Source organism: Bradyrhizobium diazoefficiens, assembly GCF_016612535.1.
Classification (GTDB): domain Bacteria; phylum Pseudomonadota; class Alphaproteobacteria; order Rhizobiales; family Xanthobacteraceae; genus Bradyrhizobium; species Bradyrhizobium diazoefficiens_C.
Genome location: NZ_JAENXS010000002.1, coordinates 1,793,946 through 1,817,525, shown reverse-complemented (window position 1 = coordinate 1,817,525; position 23,580 = coordinate 1,793,946). Strand labels below are relative to the sequence as shown.

Here is a 23,580-nt window from a genome sequence, read left to right as displayed (position 1 = left end):
CGATGATTGCTGCCCTGATCGACTTGAAGCGGGCGGATGATGAGGGACTGGTGGCTCAACTGACCAGCCAGCTTCGGCGCCTGATTGCGACCGGTCGTATCGGCAAAGGCCGTGCGTTGCCATCGAGCCGCCGGCTCGCCAACGATCTCGGTGTTTCCCGCAACACCGTGACTTACGCGTTCGAGCAACTCGCCGCCGAAGGATATCTCGAGGCGTCGCACGGCCGCCGTCCTGTGGCCACGGTCGACAGTGGTGAGCGTATCGAAGGAGCGGGCGCGGTCGCATCCGGCGTCCGTTTCGTCAAGCCGCAGCTCTCGCCCTGGGCTTCAAAGCTCAAGCAGACCGACTGGCCGATGTCCTATCAGGCGCCGCTCAAGCCGTTGCGTCCGGGGCATGGGGATGCGCGGGAGTTTCCGAACGAGGTCTGGGCGCGCTGCCTGCGGCGGAGCGCCCTGCGCGCGGCCAAGCGCGAACTTGGTCCTGTCAACCGAACGCGCCTGCGCCAGGCGCTGGCGCATTATCTGGCGAGCAGCAGAGGCGTTCGTGCCACCGCCGACCAGATCATAATCCTGCCGAGTGCGCAGGCCGCGCTCAGTCTGATCGCGGCTGTTCTCATCACGCCGGCCGATGAGGTCTGGGTCGAGGACCCCGGCTATCCGGGCGCCGCGGCTGCCTTCCGCGCATCCGGTGCGCGCGTGACAGGCATGGCGCTGGACGAACAGGGCATGCAGCGCATGCCGAGACTGGCCGCGCCAAGGCTCATCTTCATGACGCCGTCGCATCAGCATCCGACCGGACGGCTGATGTCGCTCGCGCGCCGCACGGAATTTCTCGGGCTGAGCAGGCCCGGCAAGACCTGGATCGTCGAGGACGATTACGACGGCGAATTCCACTATGACAGTCGCCCGGTGCCGGCCCTGCAGGGGATCGATGCCCATGGTCGCGTGTTCTATGTCGGCACGTTCTCGAAGGCGATGACGTCGGATATCCGGCTTGGCTATCTCGTCGTGCCGCCGGCGCTGGTCAGCACCCTGGAAATCGCGCAGCGGCACATCGGGCTGATCGCTTCCAGCCACATCCAGGAGGCGCTCGCCGAGTTCATCGCGGATGGACATTTTCTCGCGCATCAACGCCGGATGCGCCGGCTCTATCACGCCCGCCGCGATCACCTCGTCGAGGGGTTGCAACGTCATCTCGGCGAGGTGCTCTCGGTCGAAGTGCCCGCGGGAGGCATCCAGCTCGTCGCCCGCCTCAAGCGCGGCCGCGCCGATCAGGCGGCGGTCAAGCGGCTCATCGAAGCGGGCGTTGAAACGCGAGCCCTGTCCAGCCTGGCGCTCGGCCGGCCGCGCGATCATGGCCTGCTGCTCGGCTTCGCAGCCTGGCGCGAGAGCGAGATCAGCGCGGCGGTGCGAACGATGGCGTCGTGCTTCTAGCCCACCGCCTTCGTCACGATGCGGATCTCGGAGGTCAGCGTCCGGTGCACCGGACATTTGTCGGCGATCTCCATCAGCTTCTTGCGCTGCTCGGCGTCGAGCGCGCCGTCCATTGCGATGTCGCGCTCGATCTGGTCGAGCATGCCGTCGCGCGTCTCGCACTCGGCGCAGTCCTTGGCGTAAATTTTTGAATGCTTCAGCGTGACGGTGACGCGGTCGAGCGGCAACGACTTGCGGTCGGCATAGAGCCGCATGGTCATGGAGGTGCAGGCGCCGAGACCGGCGAGCAGGAAGTCATAAGGGCCAGGGCCGGCATCTTCGCCTCCGGCTGCCGCTGGTTCGTCGGCAACGAGGTGATGCGGTCCGACCGTGACGATCTGGTTGAACTTGCTCTTGCGGGTCTCCTGCACCACCACCTTGCGCGGCACCTCGGCGAGATCCATCACTTTCGCGGGCTTTGCCGTTTCGATGTAGCGGCTGGCCCAGGCCGCGATGACGTCGGCGGCGTAGAGCGCGTCGGCCGGCTTCGTCAGCAGATGATCGGCGTGGTCGAGCGAGACGAAGCTCTTGGGATGCTTGGCCGCAACGAAGATCTTGGTTGCATTGTCGATGCCGACGGTGTCGTCGACAGGTGACTGCATCACCAGCAGGGCCTTGTGCAGGCCGGTGACGTCCTTCATCAACTCGTGCTCGGCGATGTCGTCGAGGAATTCGCGCTTGATCCGGAACGATCGCCCGGCGAGCGAAACCTCGACCTCGCCTTGCGCGCGGATCGCATCGACATGCTCCCCAAACAGGCCGGTGACGTGAGCGGGATCGGACGGCGCTGCGATGGTCACGACGGCCTTCGCCTCCGGGATCTTTCCGGCCGCGGCCAGGATCGCGGCGCCACCGAGGCTGTGACCGATCAGGATCGAAGGCGCCTTGCGCGTCGCGCGCAGATGATCGGCGGCACGGACGAGATCGGCGACGTTGGAGGAAAACGTCGAGTTGGCAAATTCGCCCTCGCTGGAGCCGAGCCCGGTGAAATCGAAGCGCAGCACCGCGATGCCTCTGGCCGCGAGCGCGACCGAGATGCGTTTGGCGGCCAGCGTATCCTTGCCGCAGGTGAAGCAGTGCGCAAACAGCGCGTAGGCGGCCGGTTCGCCATCCGGCAGCTCCAGCGCGGCCGCGAGCTGATGACCGCCTTCGCCCGTGAATTGAAAGCGTTCCGTCGGCATGGGCTTCCCCCTTGTCCTTGCTTGACCCTAATCGCCTGAGTAGCGCTGCTCGGCCCAGGGATCGCCGCGGTTATGATAGCCGCGGACCTCCCAGAAGCCAGGCGCGTCGTTGGTCACGAATTCGATGGCCTGGAGCCATTTGGCGCTCTTCCAGAAATAAAGATGCGGCACGATAAGCCGGACCGGGCCACCGTGCTCCTCCGTCAGCGGTTGCCCCGACCAGCTATGGGCAAGCAACGCGTCCTCGGCGGCAAAGTCTTCCAGCGCGAGGTTGGTGGTGTAGCCGTCATAGGAATGCAGCACGACGAAGCGTGCATCGTCGCGCGGCTGGCAGGCGGCGAGCAGCTCGCGCGTCGCGAGCCCTTGCCATTCATTGTCGTAGCGCGACCAGGTCGTCACGCAATGGATGTCGGAGGTGAACCGGTCCTGCCTCTGCGCAGTGAATTCGGCGAAGGTCCAGAATACGGGATTGTCGATCGCGCCGTAGACGTCGAGCCGCCAGCGTTCGCGCGACACCGGCGGCATGACTCCGAGATCGAGCACCGGCCAGTCCTTAGTCAGATGCTGGCCGGGTGGCAGGCGCTGATCCTGAGGACGCGTGATCTTGCCGGTGAGGAAGCGACCCTCTCGCGCCCATTTCTCCTTGGTGCGCGTCAGCTTGCTGTCGGGCGGCTCGTTGGCGTCGACCATGAGCTACTCGTGACGGTGCATCGCGGAGGCATGCTTGGTATCGCGCATGGTGGAATAGATGATCAGCGACAGGCAGATGATGCCGGCGAGATAATAGTAGAACCACTGCTCACGCCCAATGGACTTGAAGTAGAGCGCGATCGCCGGCGCCGTGCCGCCGAAGACGGAGACCGTGATCGCATAGGGCAGGCCGACGCCGAGCGCACGGACATTGGTCGGGAACAGCTCGGCCTTCACCACCGCGTTGATCGAGGTGTAGCCGGCGACGAACAGCCAGGCGCAACAGATCAGGATGAACGCCATGAACGGCGATTTTGTCTCTTTCAGCGTCATCAGCAGCGGGACGGTCGCGAGCGTGCCGGCGACACCGAAGAAGATCAGTAGGGGCTTGCGGCCGATCTTGTCGGAGATCGCGCCATAGATCGGCTGAAGGACAGTCGCGAAGATCAGCGTGCCGAAAATCACGAAGGTGGTCTGGTCCTCGGTCAAACCGACCGAGAGCTTGACGAAGGTCTGCATGTAGGTGGTGAAGGTGTAGAACGCAGCGGTGCCGCCCGCGGTCAGGCCGACCACCAGCAACAGCTCCTTCGGATATTTCAGGAGGTTTGCGATCGAGCCGGTCGGCTTCCCGGCCTTCTTGGCGTCCTCGAACGCCTCGGTCTCGTGCAGCCCGCGGCGCATCACGGCGGCGAAGATCGCGAGCATCGCGCCGATCACGAAGGGGATGCGCCAGCCCCAGGCTTTCAGCTCCTCGGGCGTCAAGAAGACTTTTTGCAACAGCAGGAGCACAATGATCGCGGTGAGCTGGCCGCCGATCAGCGTGACGTACTGGAAGCTCGAATAGAAGCCGCGATGCTTGGGGTCGGCCACCTCGCTGAGATACGTCGCGCTGGCGCCGTACTCACCGCCGAGGCTCAGGCCCTCGATAACGCGGGCGAGCGCCAGGATCACCGGCGCAGCGAGGCCAATCGTGGCATAGGTCGGCGTCAGCGCGATGATCAGCGAGCCGAAGCACATGAAGACGACCGAGAGCGTCAGCGAGATTCGCCGGCCGAAATTGTCGGCAATGTAGCCGAACAGCCAACCGCCCAGCGGGCGCATCAGGAACGTTGCCGCGAATACCACGGCGACGTTCAATTGTTGAACGACCGGATCGCTGCCCGGGAAGAAGGCCGGTGCGAAATAGAGAGCGAACGCCGTATAGGCGTAGAAATCGTACCATTCGACGAGATTGCCGATCGAGCCGATGAAGATCGCCTTGATCCGCCGCTCGGCGTCGGCGATGTCGAAATGGTCGGAGGCCGGTTGGGTTGCTTGCTCCGTCACGTCCGGCCTCCCAGAAACGATATCTGGAAGCCTACATCGCCTTTCCGAGCAAAAATGGCAACTGGCGGGGGCCTCTCACCGTGCCCTGCGACCAGGTCACGGTGCCTGCCGGATCGAGCCGGAAGTCCGGAATCCGCTTCAGCCATTCTTCCAGCGCCACCTGCATCTCCATCCGCGCCAAATTGGAACCAACGCAGCGGTGGATACCGAGGCCGAACGCAGCGTGGCGGTTCTCCTGGCGGTCGATCACGACTTTGTCAGCGTCCGGAAACATCTTGGGATCGCGGTTGGCGGCCGGGAAGGACAGCAGCACCATGTTGCCCGCCTTGACCGGGCAGCCCGAGATCGTCGTTTCCTTCACGACCTCGCGGGCCATCGTCACGGGGGAATAGGCGCGCAAGAGTTCCTCCACTGCGGTCGGGATCAACTCGGGCTCGGAGATCAGGCGTTCGCGGTCGGCCGGCGTCCGGGCGAGATGCCAGAGTGAGGAGCCAATCGCGCTCCAAGTGGTGTCGATGCCGGCAATCAGAAGCAGGCGTAGCGAGCCCAGCACATGGGACTCCTCCAGCGGCTGGCCTTCCTTGTCCTTGGCGTTCATCAAATAGGAGATGAGATCCTCAGTCGGCCTCGATCGACGCTCCTCGATATGTGTCCTGAAATAGTCGCTCATCTCGTGGACGGCCTCGAGCAGCTTGGTCTCGTCCTTGATGCCGAGTTCGAGGATCATGTGGATCCAGTTGATGAAGAGATCGCTGTCCCTCTCAGGAATGCCGAGCATGTGGGCGATGGCTCGAACCGGGATGTATTTGCTGTAGCGGGCTGCGGCGTCGACCTTGCCATCGGCGATGAACCCGTCGATCAGCTCGTTGCAGATCGCACGCATCCGCGGCTCGAGCTTTTTCATCGCATCTGGGGTGAACGGAGGCAGCAGCAATTGCTTGGCCGGCTTGTGCACGGGCGGATCGGAAGTGATCGGCGGCGCCGCGTTCCTGGCGACCTCGGATCGAACGTCGCGGACAATGATCCGGCGGGACGAGAAATGCTCGGTGTTGTTGGCGATCTCGCGCACGGCTTGATAGGTCGTCGGCATGTAGCAGCCAAGAAAGCGCTCGGTGTGCACGACGGGGCTCGCGGCGCGCAGCTCCTCCCAGATCGGGAAGGGATCGTCCGTCCATTGCGGATCGGTGTGGTCGAAATCATTCACCCAATCGGTCACGGGCGGATGGGCGGCGGGCTGGCTGACGTCGGACATGGCAGAAAAATCCCTTGGGGCTCGTGTTCGCTGCAGGCACGCGAAGGCGGCGGGCAGGGCCGCGCTACTCCTCGATCACATCGATCGCGATTTCCGGGCAATTGGATTTGGCAAGCCACGCCTTGTCCTCGAGACCCGGAGGAACGAGGCCGTCTCCGGCTTCACGGGCGTTGCCGTATTCGTCGAGCTCGAACAGCTCCGGCGCCAGCGCCTTGCAGCGCGCGTGGCCCTGGCATTTGTCGGGGTCGATGTGAACCCTCGGTCGCTCAGTCATGGCGGCTTCCTCGGTCGTGTGCGCGTGGCCCGAAGGGCGGCGCGGTTCCTCTTGTCACTGTTGTCCGCAGCGTTCGCCGCTCATTCCAAGTTATATGCTATTACATTCGCGACAGGCTTCCCCTGTCAAGCGCAAACTTATAGGCTTCGCCGTAACATGCGTTCACAACTCGCTCGCAAGCCCGAGAACACTTACCACCATGGCGATCTCCGCGACGCCCTGATCAAGGCCGCGTTGCGCGAGGCGGAGCAGGGCGGTGTGGAAGCGATCAGCATCAAGGCGCTGGCAAAACAGCTTGGCGTTTCCCAGCCGGCGCCGTATCGGCATTTCGCCGATCGCGAGGCGCTGCTTGCGGCCGTAACAGCGGAGGCGTTCCGGCAGCTGAGCGCAATTTTGCGCGAGGCCATGGCGAGGCGATCGAAGCAGTCAAAACTGTCGCGGCTGGCGCAGGCGACGCTCGATTTCGGCCTGCGCCGCAATGGCATCTATCGGCTGATGTTTGCCTCGCGCACGGTGTCCTGCGCCGCCAAGGACAGCGAGCTACACGAGGCGACCCGCGAGACCTTTGCACTCGTGATCGAGGCGCTGGAAGCACCTGCGGTCGGCTATTTGCGCGAGCGGCAGGCGCTCAAGATCTGGGCCGCATTGCATGGTGTCGTGATGCTGGCCGAGCAGGGCCTGTTTACCGGCGAGGCGGCGCATGCCACGCGCGAGGAGCTGGTCGAGGATTTCGTCAACGAGACAAAGGCGGCGCTCGCGGTCGCGATCAAGGACGCGCGGCGTCAGAAAAAGGCCGGCGCCTAGGCCTTCAGTCGCCTCATCAGCTCATCAACTGCGCTGTCCGGCGTGGTGACGACGGGTCGGCCGGTGGCCTTCGCGACCAGCGGCGCGGTTGCCGCGATGCTGAACTGCGCCAGTGCAATGACATCGCAATCGCTCAGCTCCCTTGACGCTTCGACAATCAGCCGGTCATGCGTAGCGCGCTCGCCGCGGTCGAGTGCTGCCAGCGCACCCTCGGCCAGTTTCGGCACGATCTGGACGGAGGCCGGAAACTCCGGCGGCATCGAGACCAGCGTCGGCGGGAAGGTCGAAAGCAGGCCGATCTTTTTACCCATTGTTACGGCCCGTTCGATCATGGCCTGGTTCGGCTTCAGCACCGGCATCGGCGCGTGCGCGCGCGCCACGGCCTCGATGCAGGGGCCGAAGGCCGAGCAAGTGAACAGGATCGCGTTCGCCCCGGTCGCCGTCGCATAATCGCCGAGCGCAAGAAAGCGCTCGGTCATGGCGCCATTGAGCGCGCCATTGCGTGCCAGGTCTGCCGACAGGCTGTCGTCGAGCAGGTTCATCAGCCGCACCTCCGGCCACGCCTTCGCGAACGCAGCCTCGATTGGAGCGATGGAATGCTTGAGAGCGTGGATCAGGGCGATGCGCGGGGGCGTCGTCATTGAACGTGAGTACCTCAGTCTCGTGCCCCGGACGCAGCGCAATGCGTCATTGCGCTGCAGAGCCGGGGCCCATTGTGGCCGCTGCATCCCGGCTCAGCGCAGCAGCGTTGCACGCTGCAGCGCGTCCGGGACACGAGAGACGTGTTCACTTGAATGGCACCGCGTACATCAAGCCACCCTTGCTCCAGAGGCCATTGAGGCCGCGCTCGAGCTTGAGCGGGCTCGCCTTGCCGACATTGCGCTCGTAGATCTCGCCGTAATTGCCGGTGGCCTTGATAGCCGTGACCAGCCATTTGTTGTCGAGACCGAGCCGCGAGCCGAGATCGCTGGAGGTGCCCAGCAGGCGCTGGATGGCTGGCGTCTGCGACTTCGCCATCTCGTCGACATTGGCTTGCGTCACGCCGAGCTCTTCGGCCTCGATCAGGCCGTAATGCAGCCAGGTGATGATGTCGCTCCAGACTTCATCGCCGTTGCGGGTGAAGGGGCCAAGCGGCTCCTTGCTGATGGTCTGCGGCAGCACGACATAGTCGGCCGGGTTCGGCGCGGCGGTCGTGACGGCGCCGGCGAGCGCGGAGGCATCCTGGGTCATGGCATCGCAGCGGCCGCCGAAGAAGGTCTGGTACATGGTGTCGACGCGGTCGAACACCAGCGGTTTCCAGTCGATGCCGTTGGCGCGGCCGTAATCGCCGAGGGTGACCTCATGCGTGGTGCCCTGTGCGACGCAGACGGTGGCGCCCTTGAGGTCCTTGATCTCCTTCACGCCGAGATCCTTCTTCACGACAAAGCCCTGGCCGTCGTAGAAGTTGATCGGGCCCTGCCGCAGGCCCAGCGTGACGCCGCGCAGATATGTCTGCGTCGAGTTGCGGTAGAGCACATCGATCTCGCCCGATTGCAGCGCAGTGAAGCGGTTCTGTGCGGTCAGCGAGACGTAGCGCACCTTGTTGGGATCGCCGAGCACGCCGGCCGCGAGCGCGCGGCAATAGTCGACGTCGAGGCCTTTGTAATTGCCTTGCGAGTCCGGTGCGGAGAAACCGGCGAAGCCGGCGCTGACGCCGCACACCAGCGTGCCGCGGCTTTTCACCGTATCGAGCGTCGCCGCCGACGCTGCGACCGTTGATGCAGCGAGCACGCCCGCCGCGATAACCATTGTCCTCATCATGCTACTCTCCCCTCAGTGATTGACATTACGCAACACGTTGTCGACGGCTGTGCCGAGCTTGTCGACGATCTGATCGATTTCGTCAGCCGACGCGATATAGGGCGGCGCCAGCAACACATGGTCGCCGCGGACGCCATCGACGGTGCCGCCGCCGGGATAGCAGCCGAGCCCGTTGGCAAAGGCCTCCGCCTTGATCTTCTGGTGCAGCTTGAGCGCCGGATCGAACGCGATGCGGCTGGCGCGATCGGCGACGAGCTCGATCGCCCAGAACAGGCCGCGGCCCCGGATATCCCCGATATGGCGGTGATTGCCGAAGCTCTCCGTCAGGCGCTGCTCAAGTTGCTTGCCGCGTTCCTTGACGCGGTCGAGCAGGCGATCCTCGCGGATCACATCCTGCACCGCGAGCGCCGCCGCGCAGGCGAGGGGGTGGGCCAGATACGTATGGCCGTGCTGAAACGCGCCCGAGCCCGTGCGGATGGTGTCGATGATCTTGCCGCTCGCGAGCATCGCGCCGATCGGCTGGTAGCCGCCGCCGAGCCCTTTCGCGATGGCTTGGATGTCCGGCGCGACGCCTTCTTGCTGCCAGGCGTGCGTCGTGCCGGTGCGGCCCATGCCGCACATGACCTCGTCGAGGATCAAGAGCGCGCCGTGCCGGTCGCAGATCTCGCGCACCGCCTTGAAGTAGCCGTCAGGCGCGGTCACCGCGCCTGCAGTGGCGCCGACGACGGGCTCGGCGAGGAACGCGGCAACAGTGTCGGGGCCGAGCCGTTGAAACTCGGCCTCGAGTTCGGCCGCGAGTCGCGCCACGAACTGCGCATCTGATTCGACGTCATGCTTCTCGTGATAGGCAAAGGCCGGCGTCACATGGCTGAATGCCGCGGAGAGCAGCGGCGCATAGGGCGCGCGACGCCAGGCATTGCCGCCGGCGGCCAGCGCACCGAGCGTATTGCCGTGATAACTCTGCCGCCGCGCAATGAAATGCTGCCGCTGCGGCTCGCCACGCTCGATGAAATATTGCCGCGCGAGCTTGATGCTGGCCTCGATCGCCTCCGATCCGCCGCTGACGAAATAGGCGTAGGCGAGACCGCCGGGCTCGTGGCCGACCAGCGTTTCGGCAAGCCGCTCCGCCGGCTCGGAGGAGAAGAAGGCGGTGTGGGCATAGGCGAGCGTCGAGGCCTGCTTCGCCATCGCCGCGATCACGCTCGGATGCTGATGGCCGAGGCAGGAGACCGCAGCCCCGCCGGAGGCGTCGATTACGCGCCGGCCGTCCTCGGCAAAGAGATAGACGCCCTCGCCGCCGATCGCCTTGGGCGGCGTCTCACGCAGCGAACGATGCAGCACACGGCTGGCGCGGGTGCTCATGGGTCAACCTTTCTCCGAGACGTAGGTGGAGGCTGCGGCGAGCCGCGCCTCGGTATCCTGAAGGCGCTTCTTTGCAGCCGTGCCGCCGAGTGAGAACGTCACCGCGGCCAGAGATTGTGCGATTGCGAGTGCGCCAGTCAGGCTTGGGAAGAAGCCGGGCGAAGAGGCCGCTTCGAACAGCAGTACGTGATCGGCGCCCTCGGCCATCGGCGCTGCGACACTGTCCGCGATCGCGATCAGGGTCGCGCCTGCTCGATAGGCGGCCTGTGCGACACGGACGCTGGCGCGGGTATAAGGCATGAAGCCGATGACGATCACGGCCTCGCCAGGGCGGAACGCGCCGAGATCGAGATCGTCAGGACCGGACGCACCGACGATCTGCACTTGCTCCGGGCGAAACAGCCGAAGCTCGTAGTTGAGCAATTCCGCGACGCTACGGCAGCTGCGATAGCCGGTGATCCAGATCCGCTTGGCGTCATGCAGCGCGCGGGCCGCGTCCGCGATCGCATGCGCGGAGATGCGCGGCAGGCCTGCGGCCTCGGCTTCGAGCTTGTCGGCGACGAGTGCGATATCGGCATTCGGACCGTGGCGGCGGCCCTTGGCACGGCCGGAGAAGGGCGAGGTCGGCGAGGGCCGCCGCGCCTCGGTCAGCGCGGCGCGTAATTCGTCCCAGCCGGAATAGCCGATCGCTTTCGCAAGCCGCGTGAACGCGGCGGGATCAGCGCCGGCCTCCGCTGCGAGATCGCGCATCGAGCGGGTGGTGGCATCGTAATCGTTGGCCGCGACGAAACGCCCGACCTCCTGCAACCGCATCGGAAGCGATGGCAACGCAATGCGCAGTTCGCTCAGCGGCGAGGATTTCGCGGGCTCGGCCATGAAACATTTGTTGCACGAATTGCCGATTGGTGCAACAGTTGACGTGCGCCGCCGGAAATCACTGCTTTTGAGAAGGTTTTTGTGCCGTGACATCAAATGGTCCCAGGCCGCCGCCGCGCCGTCGCTTCTTCGCCGCGCTCGGGCCAAGCGAATTGAAGGGCCTGTTCTGGCAAGTGCTGGTGGTCGGGCTTGCGGTGGCGCTCCTCGCCTTCCTCTGGTCCAACACCGTCACCAACCTGTCGGCCCGCCGCATCACCACCGGCTTTGCTTTTCTCGGCCGCGAAGCCGGGATGCCGATCTCCGACAGCCTGCTTTCCTACAATCCGAGGGACAGTTACCTCTGGGCTTTCGTCGTCGGCGTCGCCAACACGTTGCGTGTCGCGGTGATCGGCATCGTGCTCGCGACCATCCTGGGGACGCTGATCGGAATCTCGCGGCTTTCGGCGAACTGGCTGCTGTCGCGGTTCGCTGCGGCCTATGTTGAAGTCCTGCGCGACATTCCGCTGCTGCTTCAACTGCTGTTCTGGTACGTGCTGATGCAGGCGTTGCCGGCCGCGCGCGCGGCGTGGCGGCCGATGAGGGCGTGTTCCTCTCCAATCGCGGCTTGATCCTGCCGGCGATCCCGCTCGGGCCGCCGCAGCTTTGGGTGCTCGGCGCGGCCGCGCTTGGCTGTGCCGCGTTCTATGTCATTCAGCAATGGCTGGTCGCGCAGCAGATGCGCGATGGCAAGCCGCGCGCCCCGTGGCCCTTTGCGCTTGGTCTCATTGTCGTGCTGCCGGCGGCGGTGTCGCTGCTGCTCGGGGTATCCTGGACCATCGAGTGGCCGCAGCTGCGCGGCTTCAACTTCGTCGGCGGGCTGACGCTTGCGCCGGAATATTTCGCGCTATTGATCGCGCTCGTCACCTATACCTCGGCCTTCATCGCCGAGATCGTGCGCAGCGGCATCCAGTCGGTGCCGCGAGGTCAGTGGGATGCCGCCAGCGCGCTCGGCCTGCGCCGCAGCTTCATGCTGCGGCAGATCATCCTGCCGCAGGCGCTGCGCGTCATCGTGCCGCCGATGACGAGCCAGTATCTCAATTTGACCAAGAACTCCTCGCTCGCGGTGGCCATCGGCTATCAGGACGTGGTCTCGATCGCCAACACCACGCTGAACCAGACCGGGCAGGCGATCGAGGCGATCGCGCTGATCATGGCCGTCTTCCTCACCATCAGTCTTGGCATCAGCTTCTTCATGAACTGGTACAATGCGCGCATCGCGCTGGCGGAGCGTTGAGCATGACGGCGATCACCGACATGCCGGACTTGCCCCGTGCCGCCCGCCCTCCGCAAATCGGCAACCCGGTGCTCCGCTGGCTGCGCACCAATCTGTTCTCGTCGATCTCCAACGGCATTCTTACGGTCGTCTTGCTGGCGGTGCTGGGGAAGGGCGCGGTCGGTTTCGCGCAGTGGGGCATCGCCAATGCGGTCTGGCTTACGCCGGCCAATGATTCCACCGCCTGCAAGGCGGTGCGCGGCCTTGGCGCCTGCTGGGCGGTCATCCCCGAGAAATACCGTTTCATTCTGTTCGGTACCTATCCGTTCGACGAGCAGTGGCGGCCGGCGCTGTCCGTGTTGCTGTTCATCGCGTTGTTCTATCTCTCCACGCGCCGCGCCTTCTGGAGGCGCGAACTCGCTTTGCTCTGGATCGGCGCGCTGGCGATGATCAGCGTGCTGATGTGGGGCGGCGTGTTCGGGCTCGCCTTCGTCTCGCAGGACCGCTGGGGTGGATTGCCGGTGACGCTGATCCTGGCGACGTTCGGATTGGCGTTTGGTTTCCCGCTCGGCATCCTCGTTGCGCTCGGCCGACGCTCGAAGCTGCCGGCGATCCGTTCGCTCTCAGTGCTCTATGTCGAGCTGATCCGCGGCGTGCCGCTGGTCAGCCTGCTGTTCATGGCAAGCGTGATGTTTCCACTGTTCATGCCTGCGGGATTTAACATCGACAAGCTGCTGCGGGCGCAGATCGCGATCATTCTGTTCGCGGGCGCTTATCTTGCCGAGGTGATCCGCGGCGGCCTCCAGGCCGTGCCGCGCGGGCAATATGAAGCGGCCGATGCGTTGGGGCTGTCTTATTGGCGCAAGCACCGGCTGATCGTGCTGCCGCAGGCGATCCGCCACGTCATCCCGCCGCTGGTCAACACCTTCATCGCGTTCTTCAAGGACACCAGCCTGGTGCTGATCATCGGCATCTTCGATCTGCTGACGACGGCGAAGACCGCGATCATCGATCCCGCCTGGCAACAGTTTTCGGTCGAGGTCTACCTCTTCGTCGCCGCGATCTACTTTGTCTTCTGCTTTGCGATGTCGCGTTATAGCCGGAGCTTGGAGGCGATGAGGGAACGGTGATCCCCTCAGTTGTGCTACTTCACCCGCGGATCGATCGGCGTCTGCCCGCGTAGACCCAAAATGTCCTCCAGCACCTTTGCGCCCGCGATCACCTCCGCATCGGCGCGCGGCGCGCCGACGACCTGCAGGCCGACCGGCAGGCCGGAAGCGGTGAATCCACAGGGCAGCGACAGCGACGGGCAGCAGGCGAGCGTGATGGCGTAGACGATCCCGAGCCATTCGACGTAATTCTCGAAGGTCTTGCCGGCGCATGCGGCGACATAGCGGTTCTCGATCGGGAAGGGCGGCACGATCGTAGTCGGCGTCAGCAGGAGATCGTAGGTCTTGAAGAACTCGATCGCGCGCGCGGTCATGCCGACGCGCTGGGCTTCCGCGCGTGCGAGCTGCTCGACAGTGAGCTTGAGGCCCTCTTCTATGTTCCAGATCACCTCGGGCTTGAGCAGGTCGCGCTTGGTGCGCAGCAGATTGGCCTTGGTGATCGCAAAATCGAAGGCACGCAGCACATGGAAGCACTCATGCGCCTCGCGCCAGTCCGGATGCGCCTCCTCGACGATCGCTCCGGCTTCGGCAAAACGTTCGGCCGCCTTGCGCGTGATCGCCTTGACCTCGGGATCAACAGGCGTGATGCCGAGATCGGGCGAATAGGCGATGCGCTTCGGCCTCTTGCCCGATTGCGCGGCCGACAGGAACGAGATCGCAGGCGCCGGCAGCGAGAGCGGATCGTCCGGGTAGTCACCACTCATGGCATCTAACAGCAATGCGAGATCTTCGACATTGCGCGCCATCGGGCCCACGACGCCGAGATTGCGATCGATGCCCGATTTCGGGGTGTGCGCGACGCGGCCGATGCTCGGGCGCATGCCGACGACGCCGCAGAAGGCGGCGGGGCTGCGCAGGGAGCCGCCCATGTCGGATCCTTGCGCGAGCCAGGCCATGCCGGTGGCGAGCGCTACCGCGGCGCCGCCGGAGGAGCCGGCTGCCGATTTCGTCGTGTCCCAGGGATTGAGCGTTGCGCCGAACACCTCGTTGAAGGTGTTGGCGCCGGCACCGAATTCCGGTGTGTTCGACTTGGCGTAAACGACCGCGCCATTGGCCTCGAGATTCTCGACCATGAGGTCGGACGTCTTGGGGATGTTATCCCGGTAGATCGGTGAGCCTTGGGTGTTCAGCACGCCTGCGACATCGGTCAGGTCCTTGATCGGCACCGGCAGACCCGCGAGTAGCCCGCGCGCGCCGGCCGGCTTCCGCATCAGTTCTTTCGCGTTGGTTCGCGCGCGATCGAAGCACAGCGTCGGCAGCGCGTTGACCTTGCCGTCCATCTCGCTGACGCGCTTCTCCATGACATCCAGCAGTTCGAGCGGAGAGGTGTCGCCGGAGCGCAGCTTGTCGACGACGGCACACGCGGTTTCGCGGATCAACTCTTGAGACAAGTACTCTACTCCCAGGCTTACTTACTTTTCGCTCGCAATGATGGAAAAATCTAACCCCATCCGGCGCTGATGCCGCCGTCCACCGTATAAATCACGCCGGACGTATAGCCAGCACGGTCCGACGCCAGGAACGCCATGAGATCGCCGATCTCGCGCGCGTGCGCGGGGCGGCCGAGTGGCAGGCCTTTCTGGAATTCCTTGTAGCGGCTCTCGTCGCCGAACTGATGTTTTGCCCGCGTCTTCAGCAGCGTGACGTGACGGTCGGTGCCGACCGGGCCGGGATTAATGCCGACCACCCGGATGTTGTCGGCGAGGCTCTTGCCGCCGAGCGCGCGGGTGAAGGCCATCAGCGCGGCGTTGCCGGCGCTGCCGCAGATGTAATTGGCGTCGAATTTCTCGCCGGCTGCACCGATGTCGTTAACGATGACGCCGCCGCCCTTGGCCTTCATCTGCGCATAGATCTGCCGCGTGAGGTTGATGTAGCCGAACACCTTCAATTCCCAGGCGTGCCGCCAGGTGGTTTCGTCGATCTTGTCGATGGAGCCGCCAGGGATGTCGCCGGCATTATTGACGAGCACGTCGATGTCGGCGGCCTCCTTGGCGAGCCGCGCGAGGTCCTCGGTCTTGCGCAAATCCACGATGCTGGTCGCGGCATCGATCTGGTGCGCCGAACGCAGGCGGTCGGCCAACGTCTTGAGCTGATCGCCGCTGCGGGCAGCGAGCAGCAGGTGAGCGCCTTCCTCGGCGAACGCCTCGGCGGCAGCTGCGCCAATGCCCTTGGACGCGCCCGTGATCAGGACGCGCTTGCCACGCAGATGCAGATCCATGGGGGTTACTCGCAGGATGGGAACAGAATGAAATCAGTAGGCTGCCGGCCGCGCCATGGTCAACATTGCAGTGCAGCGTTGCACTGCCGCCGAGTTTGGTCCATTGCAGTGCGGTCAAAAAAGGCGGCGGCTGCCGGACCCAAAAAGGACGTTCTCGATGAGCAAGAAACAATACCGGATCGCAGTCATTCCCGGCGACGGCATCGGCAAGGAAGTGATGCCCGAGGGCCTGCGCGTTTTGGAGGCAGCGGCCAAGAAGCACGGCGTGGCCCTGCATTTCGACCATTTCGATTTCTCGTCTTACGACTATTACGAGAAGCACGGCCAGATGATGCCCGATGACTGGAAGGAAAAGATCGGCAAGCACGATGCGATCTATTTCGGCGCGGTCGGCTGGCCGGCCAAGATTCCGGATCATGTCTCGCTGTGGGGTTCGCTGATCAAGTTTCGCCGCGAGTTCGACCAGTATGTAAATTTGCGCCCGGTGCGATTGATGCCGGGCGTGCCGTCGCCTCTGGCGGGCCGCAAGCCCGGCGATATCGATTTCTGGGTGGTGCGCGAGAACACCGAAGGCGAATATTCCTCGGTCGGCGGCCGCATGTTCCCGGACACCGACCGCGAGTTCGTGACGCAGCAGACCGTAATGACTCGCGTGGGCGTGGACCGCATCCTGAAGTTTGCCTTCGAACTCGCGCAGTCGCGGCCGAAGAAGCATTTGACCTCGGCGACCAAATCCAACGGCATCTCCATCACCATGCCCTATTGGGACGAGCGCGTGGAGGCGATGGCCAAGAAGTTTCCGGGCGTGAAGTGGGACAAGTACCACATCGATATTTTGACAGCGAACTTCGTGCTGCATCCGGACTGGTTCGATGTCGTCGTCGGCTCCAACCTGTTCGGCGACATCCTGTCCGATCTCGGCCCGGCCTGCACCGGAACGATCGGCATCGCGCCATCGGGCAACATCAATCCGGAGGGCGATTTCCCGTCGGTGTTCGAGCCGGTGCACGGCTCGGCGCCTGACATCGCGGGGCAGGGCATTGCCAACCCGATCGGCGCGATCTGGTCGGGCGCGATGATGCTCGAGCATCTGGGCGAGAAGGTCGCCGGCAAGTCGATTGTCGACGCGATCGAGCGCACGCTGGCTGAGCGCACGCTGCGCACCAAGGATCTCGGCGGCAATGCCGATACGACCGCCTGCGGCAAGGCGGTCGCGGACATGGTTGATTGATGAGCTTGCGTAGGGTGGGTTCGCCGAAGGCGTAGCCCACCTTGTCGCCGCGCGAGAAGTGGTGGGTTACGCCGAGCAGATGCGCTTCGCGCATCTGCAGGGCTAACCCACCCTACGATTTCTGCCTCCGCCCGCTTACCCCACGATCTCTTCGATCGCGGTCTGATCCAGCCCGAACTTCTTCCCGGCCTCCAGAATCTCCTGCCAAGTGGTCGGATCGATCGGAATGCCTTCGGCCAGCCGCTTCTTCTTGGTCTCGCGCTCTGGCTCGCCGGCGATCTTGACCTTGTCGACGCCGGGAGTGGGCGGTGAGCCGGTGTGCCAGGCGACGAAGCTTTCGACTTCGCGTGCGAGGTTTTCGCTCGTGCCAAGCTTGCTCGGGTCGATGACGATCGAGAGCATGCCGTTCAGGACGTTGTACTTGCCGTCGGACGGACCCTTGACCACCTGCCCGCCGGACAGCGCGCCGCCGAGGATTTCGCACACCAGCGCGAGCCCCGAACCCTTGTGCTCGCCGAACGGCAGGATGGCGCCGTACGGCGGGATCACGGTGTAGCGCGGATTGACCGTGGGCTTGCCATCATTGTCGATGATGGTGCCGGGCTCGAGTTCGGCGCCCTTGTTATGGGCGACCCGGGTCTTGCCTTGCGCGATCCTGCTGGTGGCGAAATCGAGCACGATCGGCTCTTTGTCCTTGCGCGGGATGCCAACGCAGAACGGGTTGGTGCCGTGGCGGGCATCGCTGCCGCCCCAGGGCGCCACGATCGGGCGCGAGATCACGTTGACGAAGTGGATCGACACCAGCCCGTGGTCGATGCACTGCTCGGCCCAGTGGCCGATGCGGCCGATGTGGTGCGCGTTGGAGAGGCCGACGAGACACACGCCGTTGCGCTTGGCGCGCTCTGCCGCCAGCTCCATCGCTTCATGGCCGATCACCTGCCCGTAGCCGGTGAGGCCGTCGAGGGTGAGAAGCGGACCGGTATCGAGCACGATCTTGACATGCTGGTTCACGGCGAGGCCGCCCGTGGTGACGCTCTGGACATAGCGCGGGATCATGCCGACGCCGTGCGAGTCGTGTCCCTTGAGGTTGGCCTCGACGAGGTTGGTGGATACGAGCTCGGCCTCGCGGTCCGTGGACCCGCCCGCCTTGACGATGGCACGGACGACGTTGATGAGCGGCTGTGCCTTGATGGTGCGATAGTCGGCCATTGTTGTTGCTCTTATCCTTTCACGATCCGGCGGCAGTGCTCCCAGGCCGCTTCAATCAGGTTCTCGCTCGCTTCCGGTGTCCGGAACGCCGAATGCGCTGATAGCGTCACGTTCGGCAGCTTGGTCAGCGGATGATCGCCGGGCAGCGGCTCGATGTTGAAAACATCGAGACCGGCGTGGCGGATGTGCCCCGATTTCAGCGCGTCGATCATCGCTTGCTCGTCCACGACCGCGGCGCGCGCGGTGTTGATGAGGATGATGCCGGGCTTCATCTGCGCGATCTTCTCGCGCGTGATCATGCCCCGCGTCTCGTCGTTGAGCAGCAGATGCAGCGAAACGACGTCGCTTCTCGCCAGCACCGCGTCGAGATCGGTGAATTCGACGCCGGGATGGCTCTTCGGCGAGCGGTTCCAGGCGATCACCTTCATGCCGCTGCCGGACGCAATGCGCGCGACCTCAGCGGCAATGCCGCCGAAGCCGATCAGGCCGAGCGTCTTGCCGGTCAGCTGCATGCCGTCCTCGCGCAGCCAGTTGCCGACGCGCATCTCGCGATCCATCATCGCGATGCCGCGGGACGAGGCCCACATCAGCGCGATCGCCGCCTCTGCGACCGCCGTGTCGCCATAGCCTTTGATGAGGTGCACCGAGATACCGAGTTCGGCGAGTTCTTCCGGATTCATGTAGCTGCGCGCACCGGTGCCGAGGAACACGACGTGCTTGAGGCCCGCGCACTTCTTGGCGACCTCGGTTGGTAATGCAGTGTGGTCGACGATCGCGATCTCTGCGCCGTCGAGGATCTCAGGATATTGCTCCGGCTTGATGTCGGGATTCCTGTGGATCCGCACTTTGGGATCGCCGGGCTTTTCCAGCCGCTCCATGATCACGGCGAGCGTTTCATTGGCGTCGACGAAAACTCCGCGCATGGCGTTACTCTCCAATCAGGACGCGACGCCGGCGATCGCCAGCACGGTATGCATCAGCACGTTGGTGCCCGCGGCGCAGTCGGGCTGCGTGGCGTCCTCCAGCTCGTTGTGGCTGATGCCGTCCTTGCAGGGCACGAACACCATCGCCGCCGGCATGACGGTGTTGAGGTTGCAGGCGTCGTGGCCGGCGCCGGAGGTGATGCGGCGAGAGGAATAGCCGAGCGTCTCCGCCGCGTTCTCGACGGCCGCGATCAGTTTCGGATCGAAATGCGTCGGCGGCTTGCGCCAGACGAGGTCAACCTTGACCTCGACCTTGCGACGCGCGGCGATCTCGGCAATGGCGGCGCGCAGGTCGCGGTCGAGTGCATCCATGATCGCGCCATCCGCGCTGCGGCAATCCATGGTGAAGGCGATTTCGCCGGGGATGACGTTGCGCGAGGGATTTGCGATCACGGCCTCGCCGATGGTGCCGACGGCTTTTGGTCCATGCTTCCTAGCAATCGCCTCCATCGCCAGCACGATCTCCGACAGCGTTGCCAGCGCGTCACGCCGCAGCGGCATCGGCGTCGACCCCGCATGACTCTCGAAGCCGGAAATCTTGCCGTCGTACCAGAGCACGCCCTGGCCGGAATCGACCACCCCGATGGTCTTGCCCTCAGCCTCCAAAATCGGCCCCTGCTCGATGTGCAGCTCGACGAAGCAGCCGAGCTTCTGGAAGCCGACCGGCTTGTCGCCGCGATAGCCGATGCTGTCGAGCGCCTGACCGACGGTCGTGCCGTCGATATCCTTGCGCGACAGGATGTCGTCGGTGGTGAAATCGCCGACATAGGCCGCGGACGCCATCATTGCGGGTGCGAAGCGCGAGCCTTCCTCATTGGTCCAGTTGACGATGCAGATCGGCGCCTCGGTCTCGATGCCGGCATCGTTGAGCGTGCGGATGACTTCGAGCGCGCCGAGCGTGCCCAAAATGCCGTCATACTTTCCGCCGGTCGGCTGGGTATCGAGATGCGAGCCGATGCCGACGGGCGGCTTCGACATGTCGCGGCCCTTGCGCAGGCCGAACTGTGATCCGAGCGCATCGACATGCACTTCAAGGCCGGCGTCCTCGCAAGCCTTTCGGAACCAGTCGCGCACCTGCTTGTCTTCGCTGCTCAGTGTCAGCCGTCGCACGCCGCCCTTGGCCGTTGCGCCGAATTGCGCGGTCTCGTGAATGGAGTCCCAGAGGCGGGCGGAATCAATTTGCAGGTTGGTCGCGGCTCGGCTCATGCGTCAGTCTCTCGTGTGTCCGGCGTCTTTTCAATGACGCGCCAGCGCGGGCGCGTCAACCGCGAGGCTGCCCTGCGCAATCTGACATGCAAGCTCAGCGACGCGCTGCACCGCCACGACATCGGGCGAGGCGAGCCAGCTCGCGGTGAATGTCAGCGGCGTGATTTGCAGGTCAGTGTCGAGCAGTTGCAGCCGCCCGTCGGCGAGCTCGCTTTCGACAATGGCGTCGGGGATGACGGCAATGCCGAGACCTTCCACCGCCATGTGGATCACGGTTGCAAGCGACGCGGAGGCATGGAGACGGATCGGCGGCAGCTCCGGCCGGTCGAACACCTCGCGGACCACCTCGTAAGGCTTGGTCTTGCGCGGGAAGGTGATGATCGGAAACCGTGCAAGTTCCGCCGGCGTCACCGGGCCATGGCCGAGCCCGAGCGAGGGACTTGCGAGAAAGCCGATCGGATAGTCGGCGAGCACGCGGTTGTGCACGCCGGGGGCCGACAGCGGTCCGACCACGAAGGCGAGCTCGATTTCCTGTGCGAGCAGGCGCGCGGTGAGGTTCGGCGTGATGTCGACCTCGATCTCCAGCGACAGGTTCGGATAGACTTCGTTCATGCTCTTCACCAGCCGCGGCAGCCAGGTATGCACGATGGTCTCGGCGACGCCGAGCCGCATCACGCCGCGCATCGCCGAGCGATCGCCGATCTCGGCCATCATCGCGGCGCGCAGGCCGATCAGCTTCTCGGCATAGACCATCATCTGCCGGCCGCTCGGGGTCGGCGAGGCGACGCGATGATCGCGGTTGAGGAGTTTGACGCCCATCTCGCGCTCGAGCTGGGCGATGCGCTGGGAGATCGCCGGCTGGGTCGTATTGAGCCGTGCTGCAGCCCCCCGGAAGCTGCCGAGCTTCACAACCCAAAGGAAGGTTTCGATCGACCTGAAGTCCAGCATTGGAAGGATTTTCCTGATCGATAAACCAAATTTATCGATATCGATTAGAAAGGACGATTAGACTTTATAGCACGCTTGGTGTTGGCTGTCTTTGTCGAGTTTATAGGCAGGTCGATCACATGACTGTTTTGGTGGCAGCGCAGCAAACTGAAACGCCCGACACCCTTCCGAGCCGCCAAGCGCGGCTGGCTTATCGCGGCGGCCAGGTCGCCTCGACCGCCGGCGTGGCCCCCGGCTTCGTCCAGGGCAATCTGGCGATTCTGCCGGCGGAATACGCCAGCGCCTTTCATCGCTTCTGCCAGCTCAATCCGAAACCGTGCCCGATCATCGGCATGTCCGACGTTGGCAGCCCGCACATCCCCGCGCTCGGCGCCGATCTCGACATCCGCACCGACGTGCCGCGCTACCGCGTCTGGCGCGACGGCGAAGTCGTGGACGAGCCGACCGACGTGACCAGGCATTGGCGCGACGATCTCGTGACCTTCGTGCTCGGCTGCTCGTTCTCGTTCGAAGAGGCGCTGCTCGACGAGGGCATGCCGATCCGTCACATCGAGCAGAACGTGCGCGTGCCGATGTACCGCACCAACATCGCCTGCGGCGAGGCCGGCCCGTTTGCCGGTCCGATGGTGGTCTCGATGCGCCCGTTCAAGCCGGCTGATGCGATCCGCGCGGTGCAGATCACCTCGCGCTATCCCGCCGTGCACGGCGCGCCCGTGCATCTCGGCCATCCGCATCTGATCGGCATCAAGGACATCGCCAAGCCCGACTACGGTGATCCCGTGCCTGTCGCCGATGACGAGATTCCGGTGTTCTGGGCGTGCGGCGTCACGCCGCAATCGGTGATCAACGCCGCCAAGCTGCCGTTCGCGATCACGCATTCGCCCGGCTTGATGCTGATCACCGATCTGAAGAACAGGACCATGGCCGTGATTTAGTGGGCAGCATTTGCTGCTTCTTCGGGCTTTACGCCATCCATCAATCGCTTCATTCGATCAGCCGAAATTCAGTAACAGAGGACTTTGCCATGACGATCTCTCGCCGCGACGTGTTGCTCGGTGCCACCGCCACTGCCGCGTTGGTGCCGCTCGCTGCACGCGCCCAGATCTCGGAAGTCGTGATCGGCGTCATCTATCCGTTCTCCGGCGGCAGCGCCCAGCAGGGCGTCGATGCGCAGAAGGCCTATGAGACCGCTCTCGAAGTCATCAACAAGAGCACCGATTTCGATCTGCCGCTGGCGAAGGGCGAAGGCCTGCCGGGCCTCGGCGGCGCAAAAGTCCGCCTCGTGTTCGCCGACCACCAGGCCGATCCGCAGAAGGGCCGCGCCGAAGCCGAGCGCCTGATCACGCAGGAGAAGGTCTGCGCTATCATCGGCACCTATCAAAGCGCGGTCGCCGTCACCGTCAGCCAGATCTGCGAACGCTATCAGATCCCGTTCGTCTCCGCCGACAACTCCTCGCCGAGCTTGCATCGCCGCGGCCTGAAATATTACTTCCGCGCCGCGCCGCATGACGAAATGTACTCTGCCGCGATGTTCGACTTCTTCGATGCCCTGAAGAAGAAAGGCACCAAGATCGAGACGCTCGCGCTGTTCCACGAGGACACCATCTTCGGCACCGATTCCGGCAACGCCCAGGCCAAGATCGCCGGCGAGCGCGGCTACAAGATCGTTTCCGACATCAAGTATCGCGCCAATTCGCCCTCGCTCTCGGCCGAGGTGCAGCAACTCAAGAGCGCCAATGCCGATGTGCTGATGCCCTCAAGCTACACCACCGACGGCATCCTCCTGGTCAAGACCATGGGCGAGCTCGGCTACAAGCCGAACGCGATCGTGGCACAGGACGCCGGCTTCTCCGAGAAGGCGCTCTACGACGCCGTCGGCGACAAGCTCGAAGGCGTGATCTCGCGCGGCACCTTCTCGCTCGACCTCGCGCAGAAGCGTCCGATGGTCGGCAAGATCAACCAGATGTTCAAGGCGCGGTCGGGCAAGGACTTCAACGACCTCACCTCGCGCCAGTTCATGGGCCTGATCATCCTGGCCGACGCCATCAACCGCGCCAAGTCGACCGACGGCGAGAAGATCCGCGATGCGCTGGCGGCGACCGACATCCCGGGCGAGCAGACCATCATGCCGTGGAAGCGCGTCAAGTTCGACGAGATGGGCCAGAACAACGACGCCGACCCGGTGCTGCTGCAATATGTCGGCGGCAAATTCGTCACCATCTTCCCGCCGCAGGCCGCGATCGCGGAAGCGACCTGGCCGATGAAGTAAGTACAGAAGCGGGAGCTCAGACGTAGCTCCCGCCCTCATCCCTGCGCAACGGCGAAGC

21 protein-coding genes and 1 pseudogene are annotated in these 23,580 nt (G+C 64.4%); 7 read left to right on the top strand and 15 right to left on the bottom strand.

Going from position 1 to position 23,580, the window contains the following annotated elements:
* Positions 1-2: 2 nt before the first annotated feature.
* The gene (locus JJE66_RS25445; protein ID WP_200518767.1) at positions 3-1,433 is read left to right on the top strand and encodes a PLP-dependent aminotransferase family protein; all 1,431 of its coding nucleotides are present in this window, start codon (positions 3-5) and stop codon (positions 1,431-1,433) included.
* Here the strand turns inward: JJE66_RS25445 and JJE66_RS25440 are convergent.
* The 5 genes from JJE66_RS25440 to JJE66_RS25420 form a co-directional block, all read right to left on the bottom strand.
* Positions 1,430-2,653: a bifunctional alpha/beta hydrolase/OsmC family protein gene (locus JJE66_RS25440; protein WP_200517210.1), complete on the bottom strand. Its 1,224-nt coding sequence runs from the start codon at positions 2,651-2,653 to the stop codon at positions 1,430-1,432. The genes JJE66_RS25445 and JJE66_RS25440 overlap by 4 nt on opposite strands.
* A 27-nt stretch (positions 2,654-2,680) precedes the next feature.
* Positions 2,681-3,343 carry a sulfite oxidase-like oxidoreductase gene (locus tag JJE66_RS25435; protein ID WP_200517209.1) on the bottom strand — a complete coding sequence of 221 codons (663 nt, stop codon included), beginning with the start codon at positions 3,341-3,343 and terminating at the stop codon, positions 2,681-2,683.
* A gap of 3 nt (positions 3,344-3,346) precedes the next feature.
* The gene (locus tag JJE66_RS25430) at positions 3,347-4,669 is read right to left on the bottom strand and encodes an MFS transporter (protein WP_200517208.1); all 1,323 of its coding nucleotides are present in this window, start codon (positions 4,667-4,669) and stop codon (positions 3,347-3,349) included.
* Between the two features lie 31 nt (positions 4,670-4,700).
* Positions 4,701-5,921, bottom strand: a complete 1,221-nt coding sequence (locus JJE66_RS25425) for a cytochrome P450 (protein ID WP_200517207.1) — start codon at positions 5,919-5,921, stop codon at positions 4,701-4,703.
* A gap of 64 nt (positions 5,922-5,985) precedes the next feature.
* Positions 5,986-6,195, bottom strand: coding sequence for a ferredoxin (locus JJE66_RS25420; protein ID WP_200517206.1), 210 nt, complete (start codon positions 6,193-6,195; stop codon positions 5,986-5,988).
* Positions 6,196-6,351: 156 nt separating this feature from the next.
* On the opposite strand from JJE66_RS25420, the gene JJE66_RS25415 reads away from it, so the two are divergent.
* Complete coding sequence (locus JJE66_RS25415) at positions 6,352-6,999, top strand: TetR/AcrR family transcriptional regulator (protein WP_200517205.1); 648 nt, start codon at positions 6,352-6,354, stop codon at positions 6,997-6,999.
* Here JJE66_RS25415 and JJE66_RS25410 read toward each other — a convergent pair.
* The 4 genes from JJE66_RS25410 to JJE66_RS25395 all read right to left on the bottom strand — a co-directional run bounded on the left by JJE66_RS25410 (position 6,996) and on the right by JJE66_RS25395 (position 11,037).
* Positions 6,996-7,640 (bottom strand): aspartate/glutamate racemase family protein, encoded by a 645-nt coding sequence (locus JJE66_RS25410; protein ID WP_200517204.1) that lies wholly within the window; start codon positions 7,638-7,640, stop codon positions 6,996-6,998. The genes JJE66_RS25415 and JJE66_RS25410 overlap by 4 nt on opposite strands.
* A gap of 145 nt (positions 7,641-7,785) precedes the next feature.
* Positions 7,786-8,799, bottom strand: a complete 1,014-nt coding sequence (locus JJE66_RS25405; RefSeq protein ID WP_200517203.1) for an amino acid ABC transporter substrate-binding protein — start codon at positions 8,797-8,799, stop codon at positions 7,786-7,788.
* Between the two features lie 12 nt (positions 8,800-8,811).
* Positions 8,812-10,161, bottom strand: a complete 1,350-nt coding sequence (locus tag JJE66_RS25400; RefSeq protein WP_200517202.1) for an aspartate aminotransferase family protein — start codon at positions 10,159-10,161, stop codon at positions 8,812-8,814.
* A 3-nt stretch (positions 10,162-10,164) separates the two neighbouring features.
* The gene (locus JJE66_RS25395; RefSeq protein WP_200517201.1) at positions 10,165-11,037 is read right to left on the bottom strand and encodes a MurR/RpiR family transcriptional regulator; all 873 of its coding nucleotides are present in this window, start codon (positions 11,035-11,037) and stop codon (positions 10,165-10,167) included.
* Between the two features lie 86 nt (positions 11,038-11,123).
* Between JJE66_RS25395 and JJE66_RS25390 the strand changes: the two are divergent.
* Both JJE66_RS25390 and JJE66_RS25385 read left to right on the top strand, forming a co-directional pair.
* Positions 11,124-12,310: pseudogene (locus JJE66_RS25390) on the top strand (amino acid ABC transporter permease).
* Positions 12,311-12,312: 2 nt separating this feature from the next.
* Complete coding sequence (locus JJE66_RS25385) at positions 12,313-13,419, top strand: amino acid ABC transporter permease (RefSeq protein ID WP_200517200.1); 1,107 nt, start codon at positions 12,313-12,315, stop codon at positions 13,417-13,419.
* A gap of 14 nt (positions 13,420-13,433) precedes the next feature.
* On the opposite strand, the gene JJE66_RS25380 is transcribed toward JJE66_RS25385, so the two are convergent.
* On the bottom strand, positions 13,434-14,849 hold the full coding sequence (locus tag JJE66_RS25380; protein WP_200517199.1) for an amidase: 1,416 nt from the start codon (positions 14,847-14,849) through the stop codon (positions 13,434-13,436).
* Between the two features lie 50 nt (positions 14,850-14,899).
* Positions 14,900-15,676 carry an SDR family oxidoreductase gene (locus tag JJE66_RS25375; RefSeq protein ID WP_200517198.1) on the bottom strand — a complete coding sequence of 259 codons (777 nt, stop codon included), beginning with the start codon at positions 15,674-15,676 and terminating at the stop codon, positions 14,900-14,902.
* A gap of 157 nt (positions 15,677-15,833) precedes the next feature.
* Between JJE66_RS25375 and JJE66_RS25370 the strand changes: the two genes are divergently transcribed.
* Positions 15,834-16,907, top strand: coding sequence for a tartrate dehydrogenase (locus JJE66_RS25370; protein ID WP_200517197.1), 1,074 nt, complete (start codon positions 15,834-15,836; stop codon positions 16,905-16,907).
* A 135-nt stretch (positions 16,908-17,042) separates the two neighbouring features.
* On the opposite strand, the gene JJE66_RS25365 is transcribed toward JJE66_RS25370, so the two are convergent.
* From JJE66_RS25365 to JJE66_RS25350, 4 genes are read right to left on the bottom strand one after another with little or no spacing between them, the layout of a single operon-like run.
* Complete coding sequence (locus JJE66_RS25365) at positions 17,043-18,116, bottom strand: malate/lactate/ureidoglycolate dehydrogenase (RefSeq protein ID WP_200517196.1); 1,074 nt, start codon at positions 18,114-18,116, stop codon at positions 17,043-17,045.
* Positions 18,117-18,127: 11 nt separating this feature from the next.
* Complete coding sequence (locus JJE66_RS25360) at positions 18,128-19,039, bottom strand: NAD(P)-dependent oxidoreductase (protein ID WP_200517195.1); 912 nt, start codon at positions 19,037-19,039, stop codon at positions 18,128-18,130.
* Positions 19,040-19,054: 15 nt separating this feature from the next.
* Positions 19,055-20,305 (bottom strand): Zn-dependent hydrolase, encoded by a 1,251-nt coding sequence (locus tag JJE66_RS25355; RefSeq protein WP_200517194.1) that lies wholly within the window; start codon positions 20,303-20,305, stop codon positions 19,055-19,057.
* 30 nt (positions 20,306-20,335) lie between these two features.
* Positions 20,336-21,253 carry a LysR family transcriptional regulator gene (locus JJE66_RS25350; RefSeq protein ID WP_200517193.1) on the bottom strand — a complete coding sequence of 306 codons (918 nt, stop codon included), beginning with the start codon at positions 21,251-21,253 and terminating at the stop codon, positions 20,336-20,338.
* A gap of 119 nt (positions 21,254-21,372) precedes the next feature.
* On the opposite strand from JJE66_RS25350, the gene JJE66_RS25345 reads away from it, so the two are divergent.
* Both JJE66_RS25345 and JJE66_RS25340 read left to right on the top strand, forming a co-directional pair.
* Positions 21,373-22,188 carry a putative hydro-lyase gene (locus JJE66_RS25345; protein ID WP_200517192.1) on the top strand — a complete coding sequence of 272 codons (816 nt, stop codon included), beginning with the start codon at positions 21,373-21,375 and terminating at the stop codon, positions 22,186-22,188.
* Positions 22,189-22,277: 89 nt separating this feature from the next.
* Positions 22,278-23,522: an ABC transporter substrate-binding protein gene (locus JJE66_RS25340; RefSeq protein WP_200517191.1), complete on the top strand. Its 1,245-nt coding sequence runs from the start codon at positions 22,278-22,280 to the stop codon at positions 23,520-23,522.
* Positions 23,523-23,580 lie beyond the last annotated feature (58 nt).

Excerpts from the sequence above, each read along its gene's own strand:
- JJE66_RS25370 (WP_200517197.1), top strand. The coding sequence starts at position 15,834 with ATGAGCAAGAAACAATACCGGATCGCAGTCATTCCCGGCGACGGCATC.
- JJE66_RS25340 (WP_200517191.1), top strand. The coding sequence starts at position 22,278 with ATGACGATCTCTCGCCGCGACGTGTTGCTCGGTGCCACCGCCACTGCC.
- JJE66_RS25355 (WP_200517194.1), bottom strand. The coding sequence starts at position 20,305 with ATGAGCCGAGCCGCGACCAACCTGCAAATTGATTCCGCCCGCCTCTGG.
- JJE66_RS25415 (WP_200517205.1), top strand. The coding sequence starts at position 6,352 with ATGCGTTCACAACTCGCTCGCAAGCCCGAGAACACTTACCACCATGGC.
- JJE66_RS25360 (WP_200517195.1), bottom strand. The coding sequence starts at position 19,039 with ATGCGCGGAGTTTTCGTCGACGCCAATGAAACGCTCGCCGTGATCATG.
- JJE66_RS25400 (WP_200517202.1), bottom strand. The coding sequence starts at position 10,161 with ATGAGCACCCGCGCCAGCCGTGTGCTGCATCGTTCGCTGCGTGAGACG.
- JJE66_RS25350 (WP_200517193.1), bottom strand. The coding sequence starts at position 21,253 with ATGCTGGACTTCAGGTCGATCGAAACCTTCCTTTGGGTTGTGAAGCTC.
- JJE66_RS25435 (WP_200517209.1), bottom strand. The coding sequence starts at position 3,343 with ATGGTCGACGCCAACGAGCCGCCCGACAGCAAGCTGACGCGCACCAAG.
- JJE66_RS25420 (WP_200517206.1), bottom strand. The coding sequence starts at position 6,195 with ATGACTGAGCGACCGAGGGTTCACATCGACCCCGACAAATGCCAGGGC.
- JJE66_RS25365 (WP_200517196.1), bottom strand. The coding sequence starts at position 18,116 with ATGGCCGACTATCGCACCATCAAGGCACAGCCGCTCATCAACGTCGTC.
- JJE66_RS25345 (WP_200517192.1), top strand. The coding sequence starts at position 21,373 with ATGACTGTTTTGGTGGCAGCGCAGCAAACTGAAACGCCCGACACCCTT.
- JJE66_RS25385 (WP_200517200.1), top strand. The coding sequence starts at position 12,313 with ATGACGGCGATCACCGACATGCCGGACTTGCCCCGTGCCGCCCGCCCT.
- JJE66_RS25445 (WP_200518767.1), top strand. The coding sequence starts at position 3 with ATGATTGCTGCCCTGATCGACTTGAAGCGGGCGGATGATGAGGGACTG.
- JJE66_RS25440 (WP_200517210.1), bottom strand. The coding sequence starts at position 2,653 with ATGCCGACGGAACGCTTTCAATTCACGGGCGAAGGCGGTCATCAGCTC.
- JJE66_RS25410 (WP_200517204.1), bottom strand. The coding sequence starts at position 7,640 with ATGACGACGCCCCCGCGCATCGCCCTGATCCACGCTCTCAAGCATTCC.
- JJE66_RS25425 (WP_200517207.1), bottom strand. The coding sequence starts at position 5,921 with ATGTCCGACGTCAGCCAGCCCGCCGCCCATCCGCCCGTGACCGATTGG.
- JJE66_RS25395 (WP_200517201.1), bottom strand. The coding sequence starts at position 11,037 with ATGGCCGAGCCCGCGAAATCCTCGCCGCTGAGCGAACTGCGCATTGCG.
- JJE66_RS25405 (WP_200517203.1), bottom strand. The coding sequence starts at position 8,799 with ATGATGAGGACAATGGTTATCGCGGCGGGCGTGCTCGCTGCATCAACG.
- JJE66_RS25375 (WP_200517198.1), bottom strand. The coding sequence starts at position 15,676 with ATGGATCTGCATCTGCGTGGCAAGCGCGTCCTGATCACGGGCGCGTCC.